The following is a 19,317-nucleotide window of genomic DNA, read 5'->3' as shown; positions in this document are numbered from 1 at the left end:
ATTGCGGAACCGGGCATTTACCCTACAAACTGCTGTCTCACAGGAGCGTGAAGAGAATCGCCCATCGATAAAGCGCCGCACTATGACAATGAGAGCGAGGAGAACCGTCGTGCTAGAAGAATACCGTAAGCACGTAGCAGAACGTGCCGCCGAGGGGATTGTGCCCAAACCCTTAGATGCAACCCAAATGGCCGCGCTCGTCGAGCTGCTAAAGAATCCGCCTGCGGGCGAAGAAGAATTCCTGTTAGACCTGTTGATCAACCGTGTTCCCCCTGGCGTCGATGAAGCCGCCTATGTCAAAGCGGGTTTTCTCGCTGCCGTCGCGAAAGGCGAAACGACTTCCCCGCTGATTACGCCTGAAAAAGCGATTGAACTGCTCGGCACCATGCAGGGCGGTTACAACATTCATCCGCTGATCGACGCCCTGGACGATGCGAAACTGGCGCCGATTGCCGCCAAAGCGCTCTCCCATACGCTGCTGATGTTCGATAACTTCTACGACGTAGAAGAAAAAGCCAAAGCGGGTAACGAATTTGCGAAGCAGGTGATGCAGTCCTGGGCCGACGCTGAATGGTTCCTGAGCCGTCCGCCGCTGGCTGAAAAAATGACCGTCACCGTCTTCAAAGTGACCGGTGAAACCAACACCGATGACCTGTCTCCGGCGCCGGATGCATGGTCTCGCCCGGATATCCCGCTGCACGCGTTAGCGATGCTGAAAAACGCCCGCGAAGGTATCGAGCCGGATCAACCGGGCGTCGTAGGCCCGATCAAACAGATTGAAGCCCTGCAACAAAAGGGTTACCCGCTGGCTTACGTCGGTGACGTCGTTGGGACCGGTTCTTCACGTAAATCCGCCACCAACTCCGTGCTGTGGTTCATGGGGGATGACATTCCTCATGTGCCGAACAAGCGCGGCGGCGGTCTGTGCCTCGGCGGTAAAATCGCCCCTATCTTCTTCAACACCATGGAAGATGCAGGCGCACTGCCGATCGAAGTGGATGTGTCAAACCTGAACATGGGTGATGTGATCGACGTTTACCCGTACAAAGGTGAAGTACGTAACCATGAAACTGGCGAACTGCTGGCAAGCTTTGAACTGAAAACCGACGTGCTGATTGATGAAGTGCGTGCGGGCGGTCGTATTCCGCTGATCATCGGTCGCGGTCTGACCACCAAGGCGCGTGAAGCGCTGGGCCTGCCGCACTCAGACGTTTTCCGTCAGGCGAAAGACGTGGCTGAAAGCAGCCGTGGTTTCTCGCTGGCGCAGAAAATGGTAGGTCGTGCGTGTGGTGTAGCGGGCATCCGTCCGGGGGCGTACTGCGAACCGAAGATGACCTCCGTAGGTTCTCAGGATACCACCGGTCCAATGACCCGTGACGAACTGAAGGACCTGGCGTGTCTGGGCTTCTCTGCGGACCTGGTGATGCAGTCCTTCTGCCACACAGCCGCTTATCCGAAGCCGGTTGACGTCACCACGCACCACACGCTGCCTGACTTTATTATGAACCGCGGCGGTGTTTCGCTGCGTCCGGGCGATGGCGTGATCCACTCCTGGCTGAACCGCATGCTGCTGCCGGATACCGTCGGTACCGGTGGTGACTCCCATACCCGTTTCCCGATTGGCATCTCCTTCCCGGCGGGCTCGGGTCTGGTGGCGTTTGCTGCGGCGACCGGCGTCATGCCGCTGGATATGCCGGAATCGGTGCTGGTGCGCTTCAAAGGCAAAATGCAGCCGGGTATCACCCTGCGCGATCTGGTACACGCCATTCCGCTGTATGCGATCAAACAGGGTCTGCTGACCGTTGAGAAGAAAGGCAAGAAGAACATCTTCTCTGGCCGTATTCTCGAAATCGAAGGTCTGCCGGATCTGAAAGTCGAGCAGGCGTTTGAGCTGACTGATGCCTCCGCCGAGCGTTCTGCGGCAGGGTGTACCATCAAGCTGAACAAAGAGCCGATCGTGGAATACCTGACCTCCAACATCGTTCTGCTGAAGTGGATGATCGCAGAAGGCTATGGCGACCGTCGTACGCTGGAACGTCGTATTCAGGGCATGGAAAAATGGCTGGCGGATCCACAACTGCTGGAAGCCGATGCGGATGCGGAATACGCTGCGGTGATCGACATCGATCTGGCCGATATCAAAGAGCCTATCCTGTGTGCGCCGAACGATCCGGACGATGCGCGTCTGCTTTCTGATGTGCAGGGCGACAAAATCGACGAAGTGTTTATTGGTTCCTGCATGACCAACATTGGTCACTTCCGCGCGGCCGGTAAATTGCTGGATGCACACAAAGGCCAGTTGCCGACGCGTCTGTGGGTGGCGCCGCCAACCCGTATGGATGCCGCGCAGCTGACTGAAGAGGGCTACTACAGCGTCTTTGGTAAGAGCGGTGCGCGTATTGAAATTCCGGGCTGTTCACTGTGCATGGGTAACCAGGCGCGTGTTGCCGACGGCGCGACGGTGGTTTCAACATCTACACGTAACTTCCCGAACCGTTTAGGGACTGGCGCGAACGTCTATCTGGCTTCTGCGGAGCTGGCGGCGGTAGCGGCGCTGATCGGCAAACTGCCGACGCCGGAAGAGTACCAGACCTATGTAGCGCAGGTGGATAAAACGGCAGTTGATACCTATCGTTACCTGAACTTCGACCAGCTCTCTCAGTACACCGAGAAAGCAGACGGTGTGATTTTTCAGACCGCAGTGTAATGCGTTAACGCCTTTCGCGTAAAAATGCGTCAATGCCCGGAGAAGCGCGCTTCTCCGGGCATTTTTATTTTCTATTCCTTATACCCGATCCGCTTTTTTTCTGCGTCCAGGCTGCGATAATTAAACCAAGGCGCAATGCGGTACTGGCGCATTGCCGGGAGCAGAGGACTACATTATGGATTACGAATTTCTGCGTGATGTTACCGGGCGAGTTTTGGTGCGCATGTCCATGGGGCACGAAGTGGTTGGGCACTGGTTTAATGAAGAAGTGAAAGAAAACCTGGCACTGCTGGAGGAAGTGGAGCAAGCGGCACACGCGTTGAAAGGCAGCGAACGTTCCTGGCAACGGGCAGGGCATGAATATACGCTCTGGATGGATGGCGAAGAGGTCATGATCCGCGCCAATCAACTGGAGTTTTCGGGCGACGAAATGGAAGAAGGGATGAGTTACTACGATGAAGAGAGCCTGTCGCTGTGCGGCGTTGAGGATTTTCTTCAGGTGATAAACGCATACCGGGAATTTCTGCGTCAATCCTGAATGATTTCAATCAACAATGAAGCCGGGCGTTTGCGTTCGGCTTTTTTTTATCCAAAAAATGATTGTTTGATTTTTATTAATCATTTTAAAACTGTGATCCGGCGCGTTTGTGTTCTTAATTTGATTAAATATAATCGTTATGATTTAATTTAATCACAACATAACAACAGGCGGGAAGACCATGAACATCAAAAAGGCAATAGAACGCGTACCCGGCGGCATGATGGTCGTGCCACTGGTTATCGGTGCCATTATCAATACCTTTGCCCCGCAGGCGCTGGAGATCGGCGGCTTTACCACTGCCTTGTTTAAAAACGGCGCTGCGCCGCTGATCGGCGCATTCCTGCTGTGTATGGGGGCTGGGATCAGCGTAAAAGCAGCGCCCCAGGCGTTGTTGCAAGGCGGTACGATCACACTGACTAAATTGCTGATTGCCATTGCGATCGGTCTGGGCGTTGAGCATCTGTTCGGCGCGGATGGGATCTTTGGCCTGAGCGGCGTGGCGATTATTGCCGCCATGAGTAACTCCAACGGCGGGCTGTACGCGGCGTTAGTCGGTGAGTTCGGCAATGAACGCGATGTAGGCGCGATCTCCATTCTGTCTCTCAATGACGGTCCGTTCTTTACGATGATCGCGCTGGGCGCCGCAGGAATGGCCAACATTCCGATCATGGCGCTGGTGGCGGTCCTGGTTCCGCTGGTGGTCGGCATGATCCTCGGCAACCTCGATCACAACATGCGTGATTTCCTGACCAAAGGCGGGCCGCTGTTGATTCCGTTCTTCGCTTTTGCGCTGGGGGCCGGTATTAACCTGGAGATGCTGCTGCAGGGCGGTCTGGCGGGTATCCTGCTGGGTGTGCTGACCACGTTCGTCGGCGGTTTTTTCAACATTCGCGCAGACCGTCTGGTGGGGGGGAGTGGAATTGCCGGTGCGGCAGCCTCCAGTACGGCGGGTAATGCCGTCGCGACGCCACTGGCGATTGCGCAGGCTGACCCTTCGCTAGCGCAAGTTGCCGCTGCTGCTGCGCCGCTGATTGCCGCCTCGGTGATCACTACCGCGATCCTGACGCCGATCCTCACCTCGTGGGTAGCCAAAAAGCAGGCGCGTCAGGTTGCTCAGGAGAATAAAGCATGAAAATGATCGTTATCGCCGATGACTTTACGGGCTCTAACGATACCGGCGTACAGCTGGCGAAAAAAGGGGCGCGCACGGAGGTAATGCTCACCCCGACGCAGAAGCCTTCCCGTCGTGCTGATGTGCTGGTGATCAACACCGAAAGTCGGGCAATTCCTGCGGCAAACGCCGCGCAGGCCGTCCATCAGGCTTTGGCCTCCTGGTGCGAAGGGGCAAACACGCCGCTGGTATATAAAAAAATCGACTCGACCTTTCGTGGCAACGTGGGCGCCGAGGTGGCGGCGGCGATGCGCGCCGCTAACCGCAAGCTGGCAGTGATTGCTGCGGCAATCCCCGCCGCAGGGCGCACGACGCGTGACGGACTGTGCCTGGTCAATGGCATCCCACTTCTGGAGACCGAATTTGCCAGCGATCCCAAAACGCCGATTATCTCTTCGCGCATTGCGGAACTGGTCACGCTGCAAAGTGACATTCCGGTGCATGAAGTGTCGCTCGATGATGTCCGTCGCGGACAACTGAGCGCGCTGTTGAGCGCCCTGGCTAAACAGGGCGAATGCATGGTCGTGGTGGACGCGGTGGAAGATCGCGATCTGTCGCTGATTGCACAAGCCATCTGTGAACAGGAGACACTGCCGTTACTGGTGGGAGCCGCCGGGCTCGCCAATGCGTTGCCCGTCAGAATGTTCATGCAGGAAAAGCAGGAGCTCCCGGTGCTGGTGGTGGCGGGTTCGATGAGTGAAGCCACACGGCGTCAGGTAGACAAGGCGCTGTGTCAGGGGAGAGCAAAGGTTGTTGATATCGATGTCTCACGGTTGGTTTCTGCCCACTTCGCGCAGGAGATAGCATCGGTGGTGGAACAGGCCTGTGCGTTACTGAGCCACCAACAGCATACAATTTTACGTACCAGCCGGAGCGCAGAAGACCGACAGATGATCGACACGCTATGTGCCAGCGTGGGGATGAGCCGTCAGGCGCTTGGCGAACGGTTAAGCCAGCGTCTTGGCATAATCACATTACGCATTATTGAGCAGGCGCGTATTGGCGGCCTGTTCCTGACCGGAGGGGATATTGCGACCGCCGTTGCCAGTGCGCTGGGGGCGGAAGGGTATCGTATTCAACGCGAGGTGGCGCCGTGTATTCCGTGCGGCACGTTTGTGAACAGCGAAATTGACGATCTGCCGGTGATCACCAAAGCAGGAGGATTCGGCTCCGACAGCACCCTTTGTGATGCGCTTTATTTTATTGAGGAGATGTACAGTGGTAACTAAAACAGTCGCGATTACGATGGGCGATCCTGCGGGGATCGGTCCGGAAATTATTGTTAAAGCGCTCAGTGAAGATGAACTTAACGGCGCGCCGCTGGTGGTGGTGGGATGCCTGCATACGCTGAAGCGGTTACAGGCTGCGGGTCTGGCTGAAGGCGTGACGTTTCGCGCCATTACGCAGGTGGCGGACGCCCGATTCGCACCTGGCATCATTCATGTGATTGATGAACCGCTGGCACAGCCGGAAGCGCTGGAGCCGGGTAAAGTACAAGCACAGGCAGGCGATCTGGCCTATCGCTGCGTAAAACGGGCGACAGAACTGGCGATGAAAGGCGATGTTCATGCTATCGCCACTGCGCCGCTGAATAAAGAAGCGCTGCACCTGGGTGGACATCATTTCCCAGGGCATACCGAGCTGCTGGCGACGCTGACGGAAAGCCGCGACTATGCGATGGTGCTTTACACCGATAAGCTGAAAGTCATTCATGTTTCCACCCACATCGCCCTGCGTAAGTTCCTCGATACCCTGAACGGACAGCGCGTGGAAACGGTGATTGGTATCGCCGACACCTTTCTGAAGCGTGTGGGTTATACGCAGCCGCGTATAGCCGTGGCCGGAGTGAACCCCCATGCCGGGGAGAACGGGCTGTTTGGCGATGAGGAGATTCGCATCGTCGGTCCGGCGATTGAGAACATGAAGGCGAAGGGGATAGATGTTTACGGTCCGTGTCCGCCGGACACCGTGTTTTTACAGGCGTATGAAGGGCAATATGACATGGTGGTGGCGATGTATCACGACCAGGGTCATATCCCATTGAAACTGCTTGGTTTTTACGATGGCGTCAATATCACGGCGGGGTTGCCGTTTATCCGCACCTCTGCCGATCACGGGACGGCATTTGATATCGCCTGGACGGGAAAAGCAAAATCTGAGAGCATGGCCGTATCGATTAAACTGGCAATGCAACTGGCGTAATTTCCTGTTATGAAAGGACAACACCGTCTGGATAAGATAGTGGCGTATTTGAAAAATCATACGCTGGTGACCGTGGAACAACTCGTGGATGCCGTTGACGCATCCCCGGCGACGATCCGACGCGACCTGATCAAACTGGATGAACAAGGGGTGATCAGTCGCAGCCACGGCGGTGTTGCGTTACGGCGCTTTGAACCTGCTCAACCCACCACCAACGAGAAACAACTGCGATCGCCCGCCGAAAAACGGGCGATTGCACGTTATGCGGCATCTCTGGTCCAGGCTGGCGATGCCGTAGTGCTCGATGCCGGTACAACCATGCTGGAACTGGCGAAGTGTTTAACGCATCTTCCATTACGCATTATCACCGTTGATCTGCACATCGCCCTGTTTTTATCGGAGTTTCGCCAGATAGAAGTGACCATTGTCGGCGGCCGGATTGATGACAGCAGCCAGTCCTGCATCGGTGAGTTTGGTCGCAAAATGCTGCGCAGCGTCTACCCGGATATCGCCTTTATGAGCTGTAACACCTGGAGTATGGAAAAGGGTGTGACCACGCCGACCGAGGACAAAGCGGGGCTGAAGCAGGAAGTTATCGCTAACGCCCAGCGTAAGGTGTTGCTGGCTGACAGCAGTAAATATGGTGCCCATTCACTGTTTAATGTCGCCTCTCTCAGCCGCTTTACCGACGTCATCACCGATGTTAATTTACCGCAGGCCGTGCAGGCCGAACTGAAAGCGCAATCCGTCGCCCTGACGCTGGTACAACCTTAATAATCCGGTGACAGACGTTGGGATAACCCTGGAGATAAGTGATGGGTAATGAAATACCACTGAAATTTTATGACATCGTGGATGAGTATTCGACGGAATCCGCAGAGCCAGTTAACGCGTCGGAGCGTGATGCCCTTGCTCGCTATTTCCAGCTACTGATTACTCGCTTAACAAATAACGAAGAGATCGGCGAAGAGGCTCAGCAGGAGATGGCGGTCGAAGCTGGCATTGACGCGCAACGCATCGATGATATCGCAGAATTCCTGAATCGTTGGGGAAATGAATAGTCCCTCTGTAATTGTTTTTCGCCCATAAATTAACCTTCTTTTGATGCTGGATTGAATATGTCAAAACCAGGCAATTACACAAAATTTGGTACAGGCTCAAAGCCGAGGGTGTAGGAAATTTTTTACAGTGCCAGGTGCTGTAGGTGTTTAAGGGAGTAGGTATTGAATGAAAAATTATCATAAAGCAGTGTTATTAATCATAAGTGGGATCATGTCAGGTGCAGCCGTATCCGCCAAAGCGGGGATATTTGATAGTTCAATTGACCTTTCAAAGCCGTTTACGTGCAAGGATGTTTCCCCGTCTCCTATGCGTATCACAGAGAAGGGATTGATTATGGGCGGTGTGCTTTACCCGCTGTACAACCCTAATGCCGCCTCTACACCAGCGCTTACTAACACCATCTTTAGGAGCCGGGATAATTTGGAAGAAATTGACGTTGTGCAGTACGCAAGCGATGGAAAAGTGAGCGTTAGTTACATGAAATTCTATAACGATCCTGATCAATTCACGGATTATGAAGCAATCGACAATAACAAAATCTTTGAGAAAGCCAGCGGAGAAGCGGTGGATCCTAAGCCGTTTTATCATTCGAAAAATCAGGGGTGTGAACAATGAAAGCAGGACACGCCTTAGCCGCTTTGGTGTTGTCTCTTATCTCTCTAAATGCCTCTGCTACTATGTACGTAAATAGCGGTAGTGATAGCGATTACGTGTACTGCAAGGGTACTAACCCGGACGGCTCCAATAAGTTTGGCAACTGCCCCACAATGGGCAGACAGTTAGAGATTGAATCGGTTAGGGATGGTGTGATCCGTTTCCGTTTCTACGATATGGGCGGAGTTTTCCCGTGGTTTTACGCTAAGGTGATAGATAGTGATAACGGTGTGTATCGGGAACTAACCAGCCTTCCCGATAGCGTAGATGAAGCGCAAGATCTCCAGCTTACAGGCGACTATGTGATCATCAATCAGTACAGCAAGAAAAACCCCGCAGATAAGGAAGTATTCACGCGGGAAACGTTTTTCAAGATTAGCCAATGAATTAAATAGACATGCAAAACCGGGTAATTGCAGCGTAAATAAGTACAACCGCTTTAAGTATAACCAAATCATAAAGCAGTAGCCTTAGGCAACAATAAGACCCACCGGGCTGAAATGGCCTCGCTTTTCTCTTATATCTACCCTCGAAACGAAAGGAGTGCACTTCGTCATCGTGCATGGACACTTTCCTGAGATTGTCCTGTTTACGTGCGCTGGTTTTTGGCGAACAATCTTTACCGGACAGTGACCTGGAGTATGTCAGCGATAACGGCATACCTGTTGCCATCGTGCCAGACGCCGGGCATTCAATGTTCTGGGAAAATCCAGCGGCGCTGGCAACTGTACTGCATGACATATTGAGTCAATAAAGATCCTGGCTCAGGCGCGCCGACACGCGCCTGAGCATTTTTCTTACACGCCCGGGATATTGCGCCCGTAGTAAATCTCTCGCATCTCTTTCCACAGCGCAGCGGTGATCTCTTTGCGCTCCGCGTCGGTCAAGTCTTCTGGGCGGGTATGGAACATGTAGTGCTTAAGGTCGAACTCCTTAAGCAGCATTTTGGTATGGAAAATATTTTCCTGATACACGTTCACGTCCACCATGTCATACAGCGACTTCATATCCTCGGACATAAAGTTCTGGATGGAGTTAATCTCATGATCGATAAAGTGCTTCATCCCGTTGATATCTCGGGTAAATCCACGCACGCGATAATCAATGGTCACGATATCGGACTCTAACTGGTGGATCAGATAATTCAGCGCTTTGAGCGGGGAAATCACGCCGCAGGTTGAAACCTCAATATCGGCGCGGAAGGTGCACAAGCCGCCTTCCGGATGGCTCTCCGGATAGGTATGTACGCAAATATGGCTCTTATCGAGATGCGCCACCACCGTTTCCGGCAGCGGGCCGGGATGCTCTGTTTTATCAATCAGTTGCGGATCGACAGGTTCTTCACTCACCAGAATGGTGACGCTGGCCCCCTGGGGTTCATAATCCTGACGGGCGATATTCAGGATATTGGCGCCGATAATAGAGCAGGTTTCTGACAGGATTTCGGTCAGACGGTTGGCGTTATAGAGTTCGTCGATATAGGCGATGTACCCATCACGTTCTTCTGCAGTTTTGGCATAGCAGATATCGTAAATACAAAAACTCAGACTTTTGGTCAGATTGTTAAAACCATGCAGTTTCAGTTTTTTCAATTTCTTATCTTCTCCTTAGGACGATGCTGTCGCCAGCGCGTCTTGCAGATACTGAGGTAAGGCAAACGCTGCGGTGTGGATTGCCGGGTTGTAATAGCGACATTTCAGGCCGGAGGTACGAAAACGGGCCTGGATGATTTCAGTCGACAAGTGACGCAGCGCGTCATTATCCGTCGCCCAGGCGAAGGTCATAATGCCGCCGTAGTAGGTCGGAATAGCTGCCTGATAGAAACCGACATCACTGAAGTAGTGGCTGAGCTTGCGATAGCTGTCGAGCGCTTCGTCCTGCTGCAGGAAACAGACGCCGTTCTGCGCGACAAAAATGCCACCCGGATTCAGGCAGCGCTTGCAGCCTTCATAAAACGCCGAGGTGAACAGGCTCTCGCCGGGGCCGATCGGGTCGGTACAGTCGGAGATGATCACATCAAAGGTGTGTTGCGTCTGGTTGACGAAATTCACGCCGTCATCGATGACCAGCGTAAAGCGCGGATCGTCATAGCTGCCAGCGTTGTGGTTGGGTAAATACTGGCGGCAAAACGAGACTACGCCAGCGTCAATCTCCACCATGGTGATGGTTTCGACGTTTTTATGTCGGGTGACTTCACGCAGCATTGCGCCGTCGCCGCCGCCAATAATCAGCACATGCTTCGCATGACCGTGAGCCATTAACGGAACATGCGTCATCATTTCGTGATAAATAAATTCATCGCGCTCGGTGGTCTGGATCACGCCATCCAGCGCCATCACGCGGCCGAACGCGGCGTTTTCGAAAATGATGAGATCCTGATGATCGGTCTTCTCGTGATAGAGAACGTTATCGATGGCAAAGTACTGCCCAAACTGGTCGTGTAGCGTTTCATGCCACTGTGATTTTTCGGCCATGGGGTGATGCCTCCTTTGTTAACACCTGTGAAAAAAGGGCGCAACATCATAGCTAACAATGACCGTTGATGCACGGTCATTATTTCAGCAATACCGACGGGAATTTATTTTACGTAGGCCAGCAGGCTCAGGGAATCGCGGGCCAGCGCTTTGCATTTTTTGGCGACAGGAATACCGATACCACTTAAATCGCGATAGCTGTCTTCACCGAGAGATTTCATATCGAAGGTGTCGTAATTGCTGAGGTCCCACTGGTTTTGCTGTGCAAAGAAAACCAGCGCGCGACGAATCTGTCCATTGGGTAAATTCTGGTAGCCGCAGTCGTTTTTCAGAAAGACAAAAACGGCCGTCAAATCGGCCATATCTTCGGCTTCAGATTCACTGAGCGCATAGCTGTTTGCGCATACAGCCATCAGGCTGCCGAACAACACGGTTCTGAAAAACGTCTTCATTGCTTCTACCACTGCATCACGGAATATCAACGTTAGCATACTGGAGGCGAGGCGACGACTTTTATTGTGCATTAAGTGAGATCACTGACTTGACCTTGCCGTAAGGGGAGGGTCTATGCTCAAGAATTGGCTTTATTTCGCCTGCAGCAAAATAAGGAAATGATTATGCAACGCCGTGATTTCTTAAAATATTCTGTGGTTCTTGGGCTCTCATCCGCCTTACCGCTCTGGAGTCGCACTGTCTTTGCCGCCGAACGCCCCGCATTACCCATTCCTGAGCTTCTTACCGCCGATGCGCGTAACCATATCTCGCTGATGGTGAAAGCCGGTCAGTCGACTTTTGCCGGAAAAACGGCAACGACATGGGGTTATAACGGCTCCTTGCTCGGACCCGCGCTGAAGCTGCAAAAAGGTAAGGCGGTAACGGTGGATATCCATAACCAGCTTAACGAAGAGACCACGCTGCACTGGCACGGACTGGAAGTGCCGGGCGAGGTGGACGGCGGGCCGCAGGGGATAATCCCGGCAGGCGGAAAACGTGCCGTCACGTTTACGCCGGAACAGCGTGCGGCGACCTGCTGGTTTCACCCTCATCAGCACGGGAAAACCGGGCATCAGGTGGCGATGGGCTTAGCCGGTCTGGTTCTGATTGAAGATGAAGAGATTCATAAACTGCTGCTGCCAAAACAGTGGGGCATTGATGATATTCCGGTGATTGTCCAGGACAAACGCTTTAACACGGACGGGCAGATTGATTACCAACTGGATGTGATGACGGCGGCCGTAGGATGGTTTGGCGATACGCTGCTGACCAACGGGGCTATTTATCCTCAGCATGCGGCACCGCGCGGTTGGTTGCGTCTGCGGTTGCTTAACGGCTGTAACGCCCGTTCACTTAATTTTGCCGCCAGCGATAAGCGTCCGTTGTACGTCATTGCCAGCGATGGCGGGCTGTTGGCGGAACCGGTAAAAGTCAACGAACTGCCCATGCTGATGGGCGAGCGTTTTGAAGTGCTGGTGGACGTTAGTGACGGTAAACCGTTTGATTTGGTTACCCTGCCGGTCAGCCAGATGGGGATGGCGATTGCGCCGTTTGATAAGCCGCATCCGGTCATGCGTATTCAGCCGGTTGCCGTGAATGCCTCCGGTACGCTGCCGGACACCCTCAGCTCAATGCCTGCGCTACCTTCAGTTGACGGGCTGACGGTGCGTAATCTGCAACTGTCGATGGATCCGATGCTCGACATGATGGGGATGCAGATGCTGATGAAAAAGTACGGCGATCAGGCGATGGCGGGCATGCATCATAGGCAGATGCAGGGGCATATGGGTAACATGCAGCATGGCGACATGGGCCACATGAACCACGGCGGCCAATTTGATTTCCATAACGCTAATAAGATAAATGGCGTGGCGTTCGATATGAACAAGCCGATGTTCGCGGCCAGCAAAGGTCAGTATGAACGCTGGGTTATCTCCGGGGTGGGCGACATGATGCTGCACCCGTTCCATATTCACGGCACGCAGTTCCGCATTTTGTCAGAAAATGGCCAGACACCAGCAGCACATCGTACGGGCTGGAAAGATACCGTTCGGGTGGAAGGCGGCGTCAGCGAGGTGTTAGTGAAATTTGATCATGATGCGCCGAAAGAGCACGCATATATGGCGCACTGTCATCTGCTGGAACATGAAGATACCGGAATGATGTTAGGCTTTACGGTATAAAAATGCCGGGGCGCTTCGCTTATCAGGCCTGGGTTTATATATCTTTGTAGGCCGGATAAGGCGTAGCCGCCATCCGGCAATATGCCCGGTTTTTACCGGGCAATATGATTATTTCGCGTCGTCAGGCAATGCGTAAGCGACGATATAATCGCCCATCTTCGTACCAAATGAGCCGTGGCCCCCGGCTGAAATGACCACATACTGTTTACCGTTAACCTCATAGGTCATCGGCGTCGCTTGTCCGCCTGCCGGCAAACGGCCTTGCCACAGTTTCTCACCGTTACTCATGTTATAGGCACGCAGGTAGTTATCCGCCGTAGCGGCAATAAACAGCACGTTGCCTGCCGTTGAGATAGGACCACCCAGCATCGGCATCCCCATGTTGAACGGTACCGGAACTGGCATCGGGAACGGCATGCTGTCCTGCGGTGTACCAATGCGCTTTTTCCACACCACTTCGTTGGTTTTTAAATCCAGTGCAGAGATATAACCCCATGCCGGTTGCTTACACGGCAGACCAAACGGTGACAGGAACGGATTCAGGGTGACGCCAAACGGCACGCCGTACTGCGGCTGAATACCGGATTCGGTGCCCGTACCTTTTGCCTCTTTCGGCTGTTCCATCGGATTACCTGGCCCACGCGGGATCAGCTTAGAAACAAACGGCAGCGCCATCGGATTGGCAATCGCCACCTGACGGTTCGGATCGACTGAGATTCCGCCCCATTCGAACATTCCAAGATTGCCCGGGAACACCAGCGTGCCCTGCTCAGACGGCGGGGTGAAGATGCCTTCATAGCGCATCTGGTGGAACATCACGCGGCACACCAGTTGGTCGAACATGGTGGCACCCCACATATCCGCTCCGGTCAGATCTTTCTTCGGACGGAAGCTTAACTCGGAGAACGGCTGCGTTTTCGTGACGTAATCGCCTTTCGCCGCCCCTTGCGGAACCGGTTTTTCCGGCGCCGGAACCACCAGTTCACCGTTACGACGGTCGAGAACAAAGATATTGCCGGTTTTTGCCGGTGCATAGATGACCGGGACTTTCTCACCTTTGACGGTGATATCCGCCAGCGTCGGTTGAGAAGGCATATCCATATCCCACAGATCGTGGTGAACGGTCTGATAGCTCCAGGCCAGCTTACCGGTCGTCGCGTTCAGCGCCAGAATCGAGCTGGCATAGCGTTCCTGCTCTGGCGTACGGTTCCCCCCCCAGATATCCGGCGTGGTCACGCCCATTGGCAGATAGACCAGATCCAGCTTCGCATCGTAGGCAGCAGGAGCCCAGGAGTTCGGCGAGTTAAAGGTAAAAGAGTGCTCATCAGAAGGGATTGCATTCGGATCTTTCGCGCCCGGATCGAACGCCCACAGCAGTTTGCCGTTATTGACGTCAAAACCACGGATTACCCCTGACGTTTCGCGCGTCGAGAAGTTATCCGTTACCGAACCGGCAATCACGATAGTTTTATCACTGATGATCGGCGGTGACGTGGGTTCATACAGACCCGGCGTGGTGTCCGGCATGTTGGTCTGCAGATTCAGAATACCTTTGTTGGCAAAGGTTTCACACAGCTTGCCGGTTTCGGCGTTCACTGCAAACAGACGACCATCGTTCACCGGCAGGATGATGCGGCGTGGACAATCGGCAACCACTTCCGGGGAAGCGTTATCGGCTTTCGCTTCATGGTACGACACGCCGCGACAGGTCACGTGCTGGAAGCTGGTATTGGTATTGAGTTGCGGATCGAAATGCCACTTCTCTTTACCGGTAGCGGCATCCAGTGCGAACAGCCGCTGGTGGGCGGTACAGAGATACAGCGTATCGCCAACCTTAATCGGCGTCACTTCATTGGTGATTTCACCTGGATCGTTCGGCTGCTTCAGATCGCCGGTACGGAATACCCACGCTTCTTTCAGGTTGTGGACGTTATCGGCGTTGATCTGCTTGAGCGGCGAGAAGCGTTGGCCTTCCTGATTACGGCCATACGCAGGCCAGTCGTTATCCGAAACGGTGGAAATAGGTTCGGCCGGTGTGGCGTCTGCGCTCAGCGTACCGTTGATCTCCTGCGGATCATTAAAGCCCGCCCAGGTGAGGATCCCGCCGCTAATCAGCAGGGCGACAACCAGTGCAGCCACGGCGCCGCGGGAGGGGACAACCAGGCGATGCCAGACGAACGGTAAAATCAGCCAGATGCCGAAGAAGACCAGGATGTCACTGCGCGGCGTCAGCGCCCAGAAATCGAAGCCAACTTCCCAGACGCCCCAAATCAGTGTGGCGAGGAGCAGGGCGGCGTAGAGCCAGAGCGCGGAACGTTTGCTGCGCCAGAGCAATACGGCAACGCCCAGCATCACCAGTCCTGCAATCGGATAGTACCAGGAGCCGCCTATGGCGACCAGCCAGCCTCCGCCGATCAGAAGGTAAAGCCCGCATAGCGCTGCAAAGAGGGCCGTTAGCGTCACGAGTAACCGTGGCGAACGTGCGTTGTTATCTGCCATAAAAATACACCATCTCAATTTGTTAATTTTTTAGTAGCAATTAATTATAGGATTTAACATGTGTGATCGTCATCACAAAATGAGCTTTATTAAGAGATGCCGCGAATAAATGCTTTTACTGGTATACTGCGTGCCTTGCGCTTAGATGCTGACTTATCAAGAGCAGGCATTGAGTGATTTGTTTTTAAATCATATGGTTAGAGATATGAAACATACTGTAGAAGTCATGATCCCCGAAGCGGAGATCAAAGCGCGTATCGCTGAACTGGGTCGTCAGATTACTGAGCGTTATAAAGACAGCGGCAGTGATATGGTGCTGGTGGGTCTGCTACGTGGCTCATTCATGTTTATGGCGGACCTGTGCCGTGAAGTCCAGGTATCTCATGAAGTCGATTTTATGACCGCCTCCAGCTACGGTAGCGGCATGTCCACCACGCGTGATGTGAAAATCCTCAAAGATCTCGACGAAGACATTCGCGGTAAAGACGTGCTGATTGTGGAAGACATTATCGACTCCGGTAATACGCTGTCGAAAGTGCGTGAAATTCTGAGCCTGCGTGAGCCAAAATCACTGGCTATTTGTACGTTGCTGGATAAACCCTCTCGTCGTGAAGTGAATGTGCCGGTCGAATTTGTCGGCTTCTCTATTCCGGATGAGTTTGTGGTCGGCTACGGCATTGATTACGCCCAGCGCTATCGCCATCTGCCGTATGTCGGCAAAGTGGTCTTGCTCGACGAGTAAGCGTAAAAAAGCCGGGATAACCCGGCTTTGACTGGATACATCCCCGGTACATGACCGGGGATTTTTATTTATGGTTGATGTGTTTCTGGCTGAGGTTAGACACGCCCTGGCGATAACGCTGTTCAAGCGTGGCGCGACTGGTCGCGGTCACTTCCAGATCGCGCAGCAGGCCGTCGTGAATACCGTAGGCCCAGCCGTGGATAGTCACTTTCTGACCCCGTTTCCAGGCTGACTGCATGATGGTAGAGTGGCCCAGGTTGTATACCTGCTCCATCACGTTCAGTTCACACAGCGTATCCATACGGCGCTCTTGCGGCATTTCACCCAGCAATGAGCTATGTTTGAACCAGATATCACGGATATGCAGCAGCCAGTTGTCGATGAGCCCCAGTTCAGGATTATCGACCGCTGCCTGTACGCCGCCACACCCGTAGTGCCCACAGATAATAATGTGTTCAACTTCGAGGACATCAACGGCATACTGAACAACGGAGAGGCAGTTGAGATCGGTGTGGATAACCAGGTTGGCCACATTACGGTGGACAAACAATTCGCCCGGTTCAAGACCGGTTAAACGTTCTGCGGGAACGCGACTGTCGGAACATCCAATCCATAGAAAGCGCGGTTTCTGCGCTTGCGCCAGTTTCTCAAAAAATCCGGAATCCTCTTCCACCAGCATTTTTGACCATAGTGCATTGTTGCTGATGAGTGTATCTATGTCTTTCATGGAGGTTAACGACCTGTAACCAAATAAGTGCGTTGGGCTAATATAGGGCAACTCCGGGATTATTTAAACCACATATAAAGTGTAAGTACGTAAGGTAAGTAAAAATTTATGACCATTGCACTGGAACTTCAACAACTTAAAAAAACCTATCCCGGCGGCGTTCAGGCGCTTCGCGGGATAGATTTACAGGTCGAAGCGGGGGATTTTTACGCGCTTTTAGGGCCTAACGGGGCAGGCAAGTCGACCACCATCGGCATTATCAGCTCGCTGGTGAATAAATCGTCCGGGCGCGTCAGCGTCTTTGGCTACGATCTTGAGAAAGATGTCGTTAACGCCAAACGTCAGCTCGGGCTGGTGCCGCAGGAATTTAACTTCAACCCGTTTGAGACCGTACAACAGATTGTGGTGAATCAGGCGGGCTACTATGGCGTTGAGCGTAAAGAGGCAATTGAGCGCAGCGAAAAGTATTTAAAACAGCTCGATCTTTGGGAAAAGCGCAACGAACGTGCGCGGATGTTGTCCGGCGGGATGAAGCGCCGTCTGATGATTGCCCGCGCGCTGATGCACGAACCGAAATTGCTGATCCTTGATGAACCGACTGCGGGCGTGGATATTGAACTTCGCCGCTCGATGTGGGGTTTTTTGAAGGATTTAAATGATAAAGGCACCACGATCATCCTCACCACGCACTACCTGGAAGAGGCGGAAATGCTCTGCCGTAATATCGGGATTATTCAGCACGGCGAGCTGGTCGAAAATACTTCGATGAAAAACCTGCTTTCTAAACTCAAATCCGAAACCTTTATTCTCGATTTGGCGGCGAAAAGCCCGTTGCCGAAGCTGGAGGGTTATCAGTACCGGCTGGTGGACACCTCAACGCTGGAAGTGGAAGTGCTGCGCGAGCAAGGGATTAACAGTGTCTTTAGCCAGCTTAGCGAACAGGGGATTCAGGTGCTAAGTATGCGTAACAAAGCGAACCGCCTTGAGGAGCTGTTTGTGTCACTGGTTCATGAAAAACAAGGAGATCGCGCATGATGCAGCTTTACTGGGTCGCGTTAAAAAGCATCTGGGCGAAAGAGATCAACCGCTTTATGCGGATCTGGATCCAGACGCTGGTGCCGCCGGTCATTACCATGACGCTCTATTTTATTATCTTCGGTAATCTGATTGGTTCCCGCATTGGCGAGATGCACGGTTTTAGCTACATGCAGTTTATCGTGCCGGGGCTTATCATGATGGCGGTGATCACCAACGCATACGCGAATGTCGCCTCGTCTTTTTTTAGCGCCAAGTTCCAGCGCAACATTGAAGAGCTGCTGGTGGCCCCCGTACCGACGCACGTTATTATTGCCGGGTTTGTTGGCGGGGGGGTGGCGCGCGGGCTATGTGTCGGAGTTCTGGTCACGTCGATTTCGCTGTTCTTTGTCCCGTTCCAGGTGCATTCGTGGGTTTTTGTCGCGCTGACGCTGGTGTTGACCGCCATTCTGTTCTCCCTGGCGGGTCTGTTGAACGCGGTATTTGCGAAAACCTTTGACGACATCAGCCTGATCCCGACTTTTGTCCTGACACCGTTGACCTACCTCGGTGGGGTGTTTTACTCGCTGACGCTGCTGCCGCCGTTCTGGCAGGGCTTGTCGCAACTGAACCCCATCGTCTACATGATCAGCGGTTTTCGCTACGGCTTCCTCGGCATTCACGATGTGCCGCTGGTGACGACATTTGGCGTGCTGGTGGTCTTTATTGTGGCGTTCTATCTGCTGTGCTGGTCTTTAATCCAGCGTGGGCGTGGCTTACGTAGTTAACCGTTTTCACCCTCTTCTCTGTACGAGGAGAGGGTGATTGTTGACCATTGTCATCATTCTCAATTTGTCACTCTGATAAACTACTTGCCTGCTAATGAGGTGAGAAATGCTGGGTTGGGTCATTACCTGTCACGACGATAAGGCCGAGGAACTGCTAAGCCTGCTGGAAAAAAAACACGGCCCGCTGGCGCAATGCCGGGCGGTGAATTTCTGGCATGGGCTGAGCGCGAACATGTTGAGTCGGATGATGTGCGATGCATTACACGCCACAGATTCCGGAGATGGGGTCATCTTTCTCACGGATCTTCCCGGCGAGGCGCCGTATCGCGTGGCGTCACTGATGAGCCATAAGCATCCGCAGTGTGAAGTCATTTCTGGCATTTCTGTAACGTTGCTGGAGCAAATGCTCCCAGCGCGAGAATTCATGAGTAGTTCGGCGTTTCGTGACCAGATTGTTGCCCTCGGTGGACCAGACGTCACCAGCCTGTGGCATCAGCAGCAGAAAAATCCCCCCTTTGTTCTGTTACACGATTTGTATGAGTATTAATCATTCTTATTA

At 53.4% G+C, this 19,317-nt stretch carries 20 protein-coding genes; 15 read left to right on the top strand and 5 right to left on the bottom strand.

Features of this window, described 5'->3' with window-relative positions:
• Positions 1-109 precede the first annotated feature (109 nt).
• The 10 genes from acnB to QNN88_RS13135 all read left to right on the top strand — a co-directional run bounded on the left by acnB (position 110) and on the right by QNN88_RS13135 (position 9,091).
• Complete coding sequence (acnB, locus tag QNN88_RS13180) at positions 110-2,707, top strand: bifunctional aconitate hydratase 2/2-methylisocitrate dehydratase (protein WP_414240617.1); 2,598 nt, start codon at positions 110-112, stop codon at positions 2,705-2,707.
• Between the two features lie 175 nt (positions 2,708-2,882).
• Complete coding sequence (yacL, locus tag QNN88_RS13175; protein WP_414240616.1) at positions 2,883-3,245, top strand: protein YacL; 363 nt, start codon at positions 2,883-2,885, stop codon at positions 3,243-3,245.
• Positions 3,246-3,426: 181 nt separating this feature from the next.
• Positions 3,427-4,380, top strand: a complete 954-nt coding sequence (locus QNN88_RS13170) for a 2-keto-3-deoxygluconate permease 1 (protein WP_414240615.1) — start codon at positions 3,427-3,429, stop codon at positions 4,378-4,380.
• Positions 4,377-5,648: a D-threonate kinase gene (dtnK, locus tag QNN88_RS13165; protein ID WP_414240614.1), complete on the top strand. Its 1,272-nt coding sequence runs from the start codon at positions 4,377-4,379 to the stop codon at positions 5,646-5,648. The genes QNN88_RS13170 and dtnK overlap by 4 nt, the downstream gene beginning before the upstream one ends.
• Entirely contained in the window at positions 5,638-6,621 is a 984-nt protein-coding gene (locus QNN88_RS13160) for a D-threonate 4-phosphate dehydrogenase (protein ID WP_414240613.1), read from the top strand. Before dtnK ends, QNN88_RS13160 begins: the two co-directional genes overlap by 11 nt.
• A gap of 9 nt (positions 6,622-6,630) precedes the next feature.
• Entirely contained in the window at positions 6,631-7,395 is a 765-nt protein-coding gene (locus QNN88_RS13155) for a DeoR/GlpR family DNA-binding transcription regulator (protein ID WP_414240612.1), read from the top strand.
• A gap of 41 nt (positions 7,396-7,436) precedes the next feature.
• On the top strand, positions 7,437-7,682 hold the full coding sequence (locus QNN88_RS13150; protein ID WP_414240611.1) for a YmjA family protein: 246 nt from the start codon (positions 7,437-7,439) through the stop codon (positions 7,680-7,682).
• A 166-nt stretch (positions 7,683-7,848) separates the two neighbouring features.
• Positions 7,849-8,298: a hypothetical protein gene (locus QNN88_RS13145; RefSeq protein WP_414240610.1), complete on the top strand. Its 450-nt coding sequence runs from the start codon at positions 7,849-7,851 to the stop codon at positions 8,296-8,298.
• Positions 8,295-8,723 carry a hypothetical protein gene (locus QNN88_RS13140; RefSeq protein WP_414240609.1) on the top strand — a complete coding sequence of 143 codons (429 nt, stop codon included), beginning with the start codon at positions 8,295-8,297 and terminating at the stop codon, positions 8,721-8,723. The genes QNN88_RS13145 and QNN88_RS13140 overlap by 4 nt, the downstream gene beginning before the upstream one ends.
• Positions 8,724-8,917: 194 nt before the next feature.
• On the top strand, positions 8,918-9,091 hold the full coding sequence (locus tag QNN88_RS13135; RefSeq protein ID WP_414240608.1) for a hypothetical protein: 174 nt from the start codon (positions 8,918-8,920) through the stop codon (positions 9,089-9,091).
• A 43-nt stretch (positions 9,092-9,134) separates the two neighbouring features.
• Here the strand turns inward: QNN88_RS13135 and speD are convergent, their stop codons facing one another.
• The 3 genes from speD to QNN88_RS13120 form a co-directional block, all read right to left on the bottom strand.
• Entirely contained in the window at positions 9,135-9,929 is a 795-nt protein-coding gene (gene speD, locus QNN88_RS13130) for an adenosylmethionine decarboxylase (RefSeq protein ID WP_216081797.1), read from the bottom strand.
• 15 nt (positions 9,930-9,944) lie between these two features.
• Positions 9,945-10,811 carry a polyamine aminopropyltransferase gene (gene speE, locus QNN88_RS13125; RefSeq protein ID WP_414240607.1) on the bottom strand — a complete coding sequence of 289 codons (867 nt, stop codon included), beginning with the start codon at positions 10,809-10,811 and terminating at the stop codon, positions 9,945-9,947.
• A gap of 104 nt (positions 10,812-10,915) precedes the next feature.
• A complete protein-coding gene (locus QNN88_RS13120) occupies positions 10,916-11,263 on the bottom strand; it encodes a YacC family pilotin-like protein (protein WP_000846617.1) in 348 nt (115 codons plus the stop codon).
• 165 nt (positions 11,264-11,428) lie between these two features.
• Here QNN88_RS13120 and cueO point away from each other — a divergent pair, with 165 nt between their 5' ends.
• The gene (cueO, locus tag QNN88_RS13115) at positions 11,429-12,988 is read left to right on the top strand and encodes a multicopper oxidase CueO (RefSeq protein ID WP_414240606.1); all 1,560 of its coding nucleotides are present in this window, start codon (positions 11,429-11,431) and stop codon (positions 12,986-12,988) included.
• 108 nt (positions 12,989-13,096) lie between these two features.
• Here the strand turns inward: cueO and QNN88_RS13110 are convergent, their stop codons facing one another.
• Positions 13,097-15,487: a glucose/quinate/shikimate family membrane-bound PQQ-dependent dehydrogenase gene (locus QNN88_RS13110; protein ID WP_414240605.1), complete on the bottom strand. Its 2,391-nt coding sequence runs from the start codon at positions 15,485-15,487 to the stop codon at positions 13,097-13,099.
• A 205-nt stretch (positions 15,488-15,692) separates the two neighbouring features.
• Between QNN88_RS13110 and hpt the strand changes: the two genes are divergently transcribed.
• Positions 15,693-16,229, top strand: coding sequence for a hypoxanthine phosphoribosyltransferase (gene hpt / locus QNN88_RS13105; RefSeq protein WP_414240604.1), 537 nt, complete (start codon positions 15,693-15,695; stop codon positions 16,227-16,229).
• A 64-nt stretch (positions 16,230-16,293) separates the two neighbouring features.
• Here the strand turns inward: hpt and can are convergent, their stop codons facing one another.
• Positions 16,294-16,956 carry a carbonate dehydratase gene (can, locus tag QNN88_RS13100; RefSeq protein WP_414240603.1) on the bottom strand — a complete coding sequence of 221 codons (663 nt, stop codon included), beginning with the start codon at positions 16,954-16,956 and terminating at the stop codon, positions 16,294-16,296.
• 108 nt (positions 16,957-17,064) lie between these two features.
• On the opposite strand from can, the gene QNN88_RS13095 reads away from it, so the two are divergent.
• From QNN88_RS13095 to QNN88_RS13085, 3 genes are all read left to right on the top strand, one after another.
• A complete protein-coding gene (locus tag QNN88_RS13095; protein ID WP_414240602.1) occupies positions 17,065-17,991 on the top strand; it encodes an ABC transporter ATP-binding protein in 927 nt (308 codons plus the stop codon).
• Positions 17,988-18,758, top strand: coding sequence for an ABC transporter permease (locus QNN88_RS13090; protein WP_414240601.1), 771 nt, complete (start codon positions 17,988-17,990; stop codon positions 18,756-18,758). The genes QNN88_RS13095 and QNN88_RS13090 overlap by 4 nt, the downstream gene beginning before the upstream one ends.
• A 106-nt stretch (positions 18,759-18,864) precedes the next feature.
• Positions 18,865-19,305 carry a PTS sugar transporter subunit IIA gene (locus QNN88_RS13085; RefSeq protein ID WP_414240600.1) on the top strand — a complete coding sequence of 147 codons (441 nt, stop codon included), beginning with the start codon at positions 18,865-18,867 and terminating at the stop codon, positions 19,303-19,305.
• The last annotated feature ends 12 nt before the right edge of the window (positions 19,306-19,317 follow it).

It is taken from the genome of Citrobacter sp. ANG330 (assembly GCF_047467925.1).
Taxonomy (GTDB): domain Bacteria; phylum Pseudomonadota; class Gammaproteobacteria; order Enterobacterales; family Enterobacteriaceae; genus Citrobacter_A; species Citrobacter_A amalonaticus_G.
The sequence above is the reverse complement of the archived record's forward strand: the minus strand, read 5'-3'. Positions and strand labels throughout refer to the sequence as shown.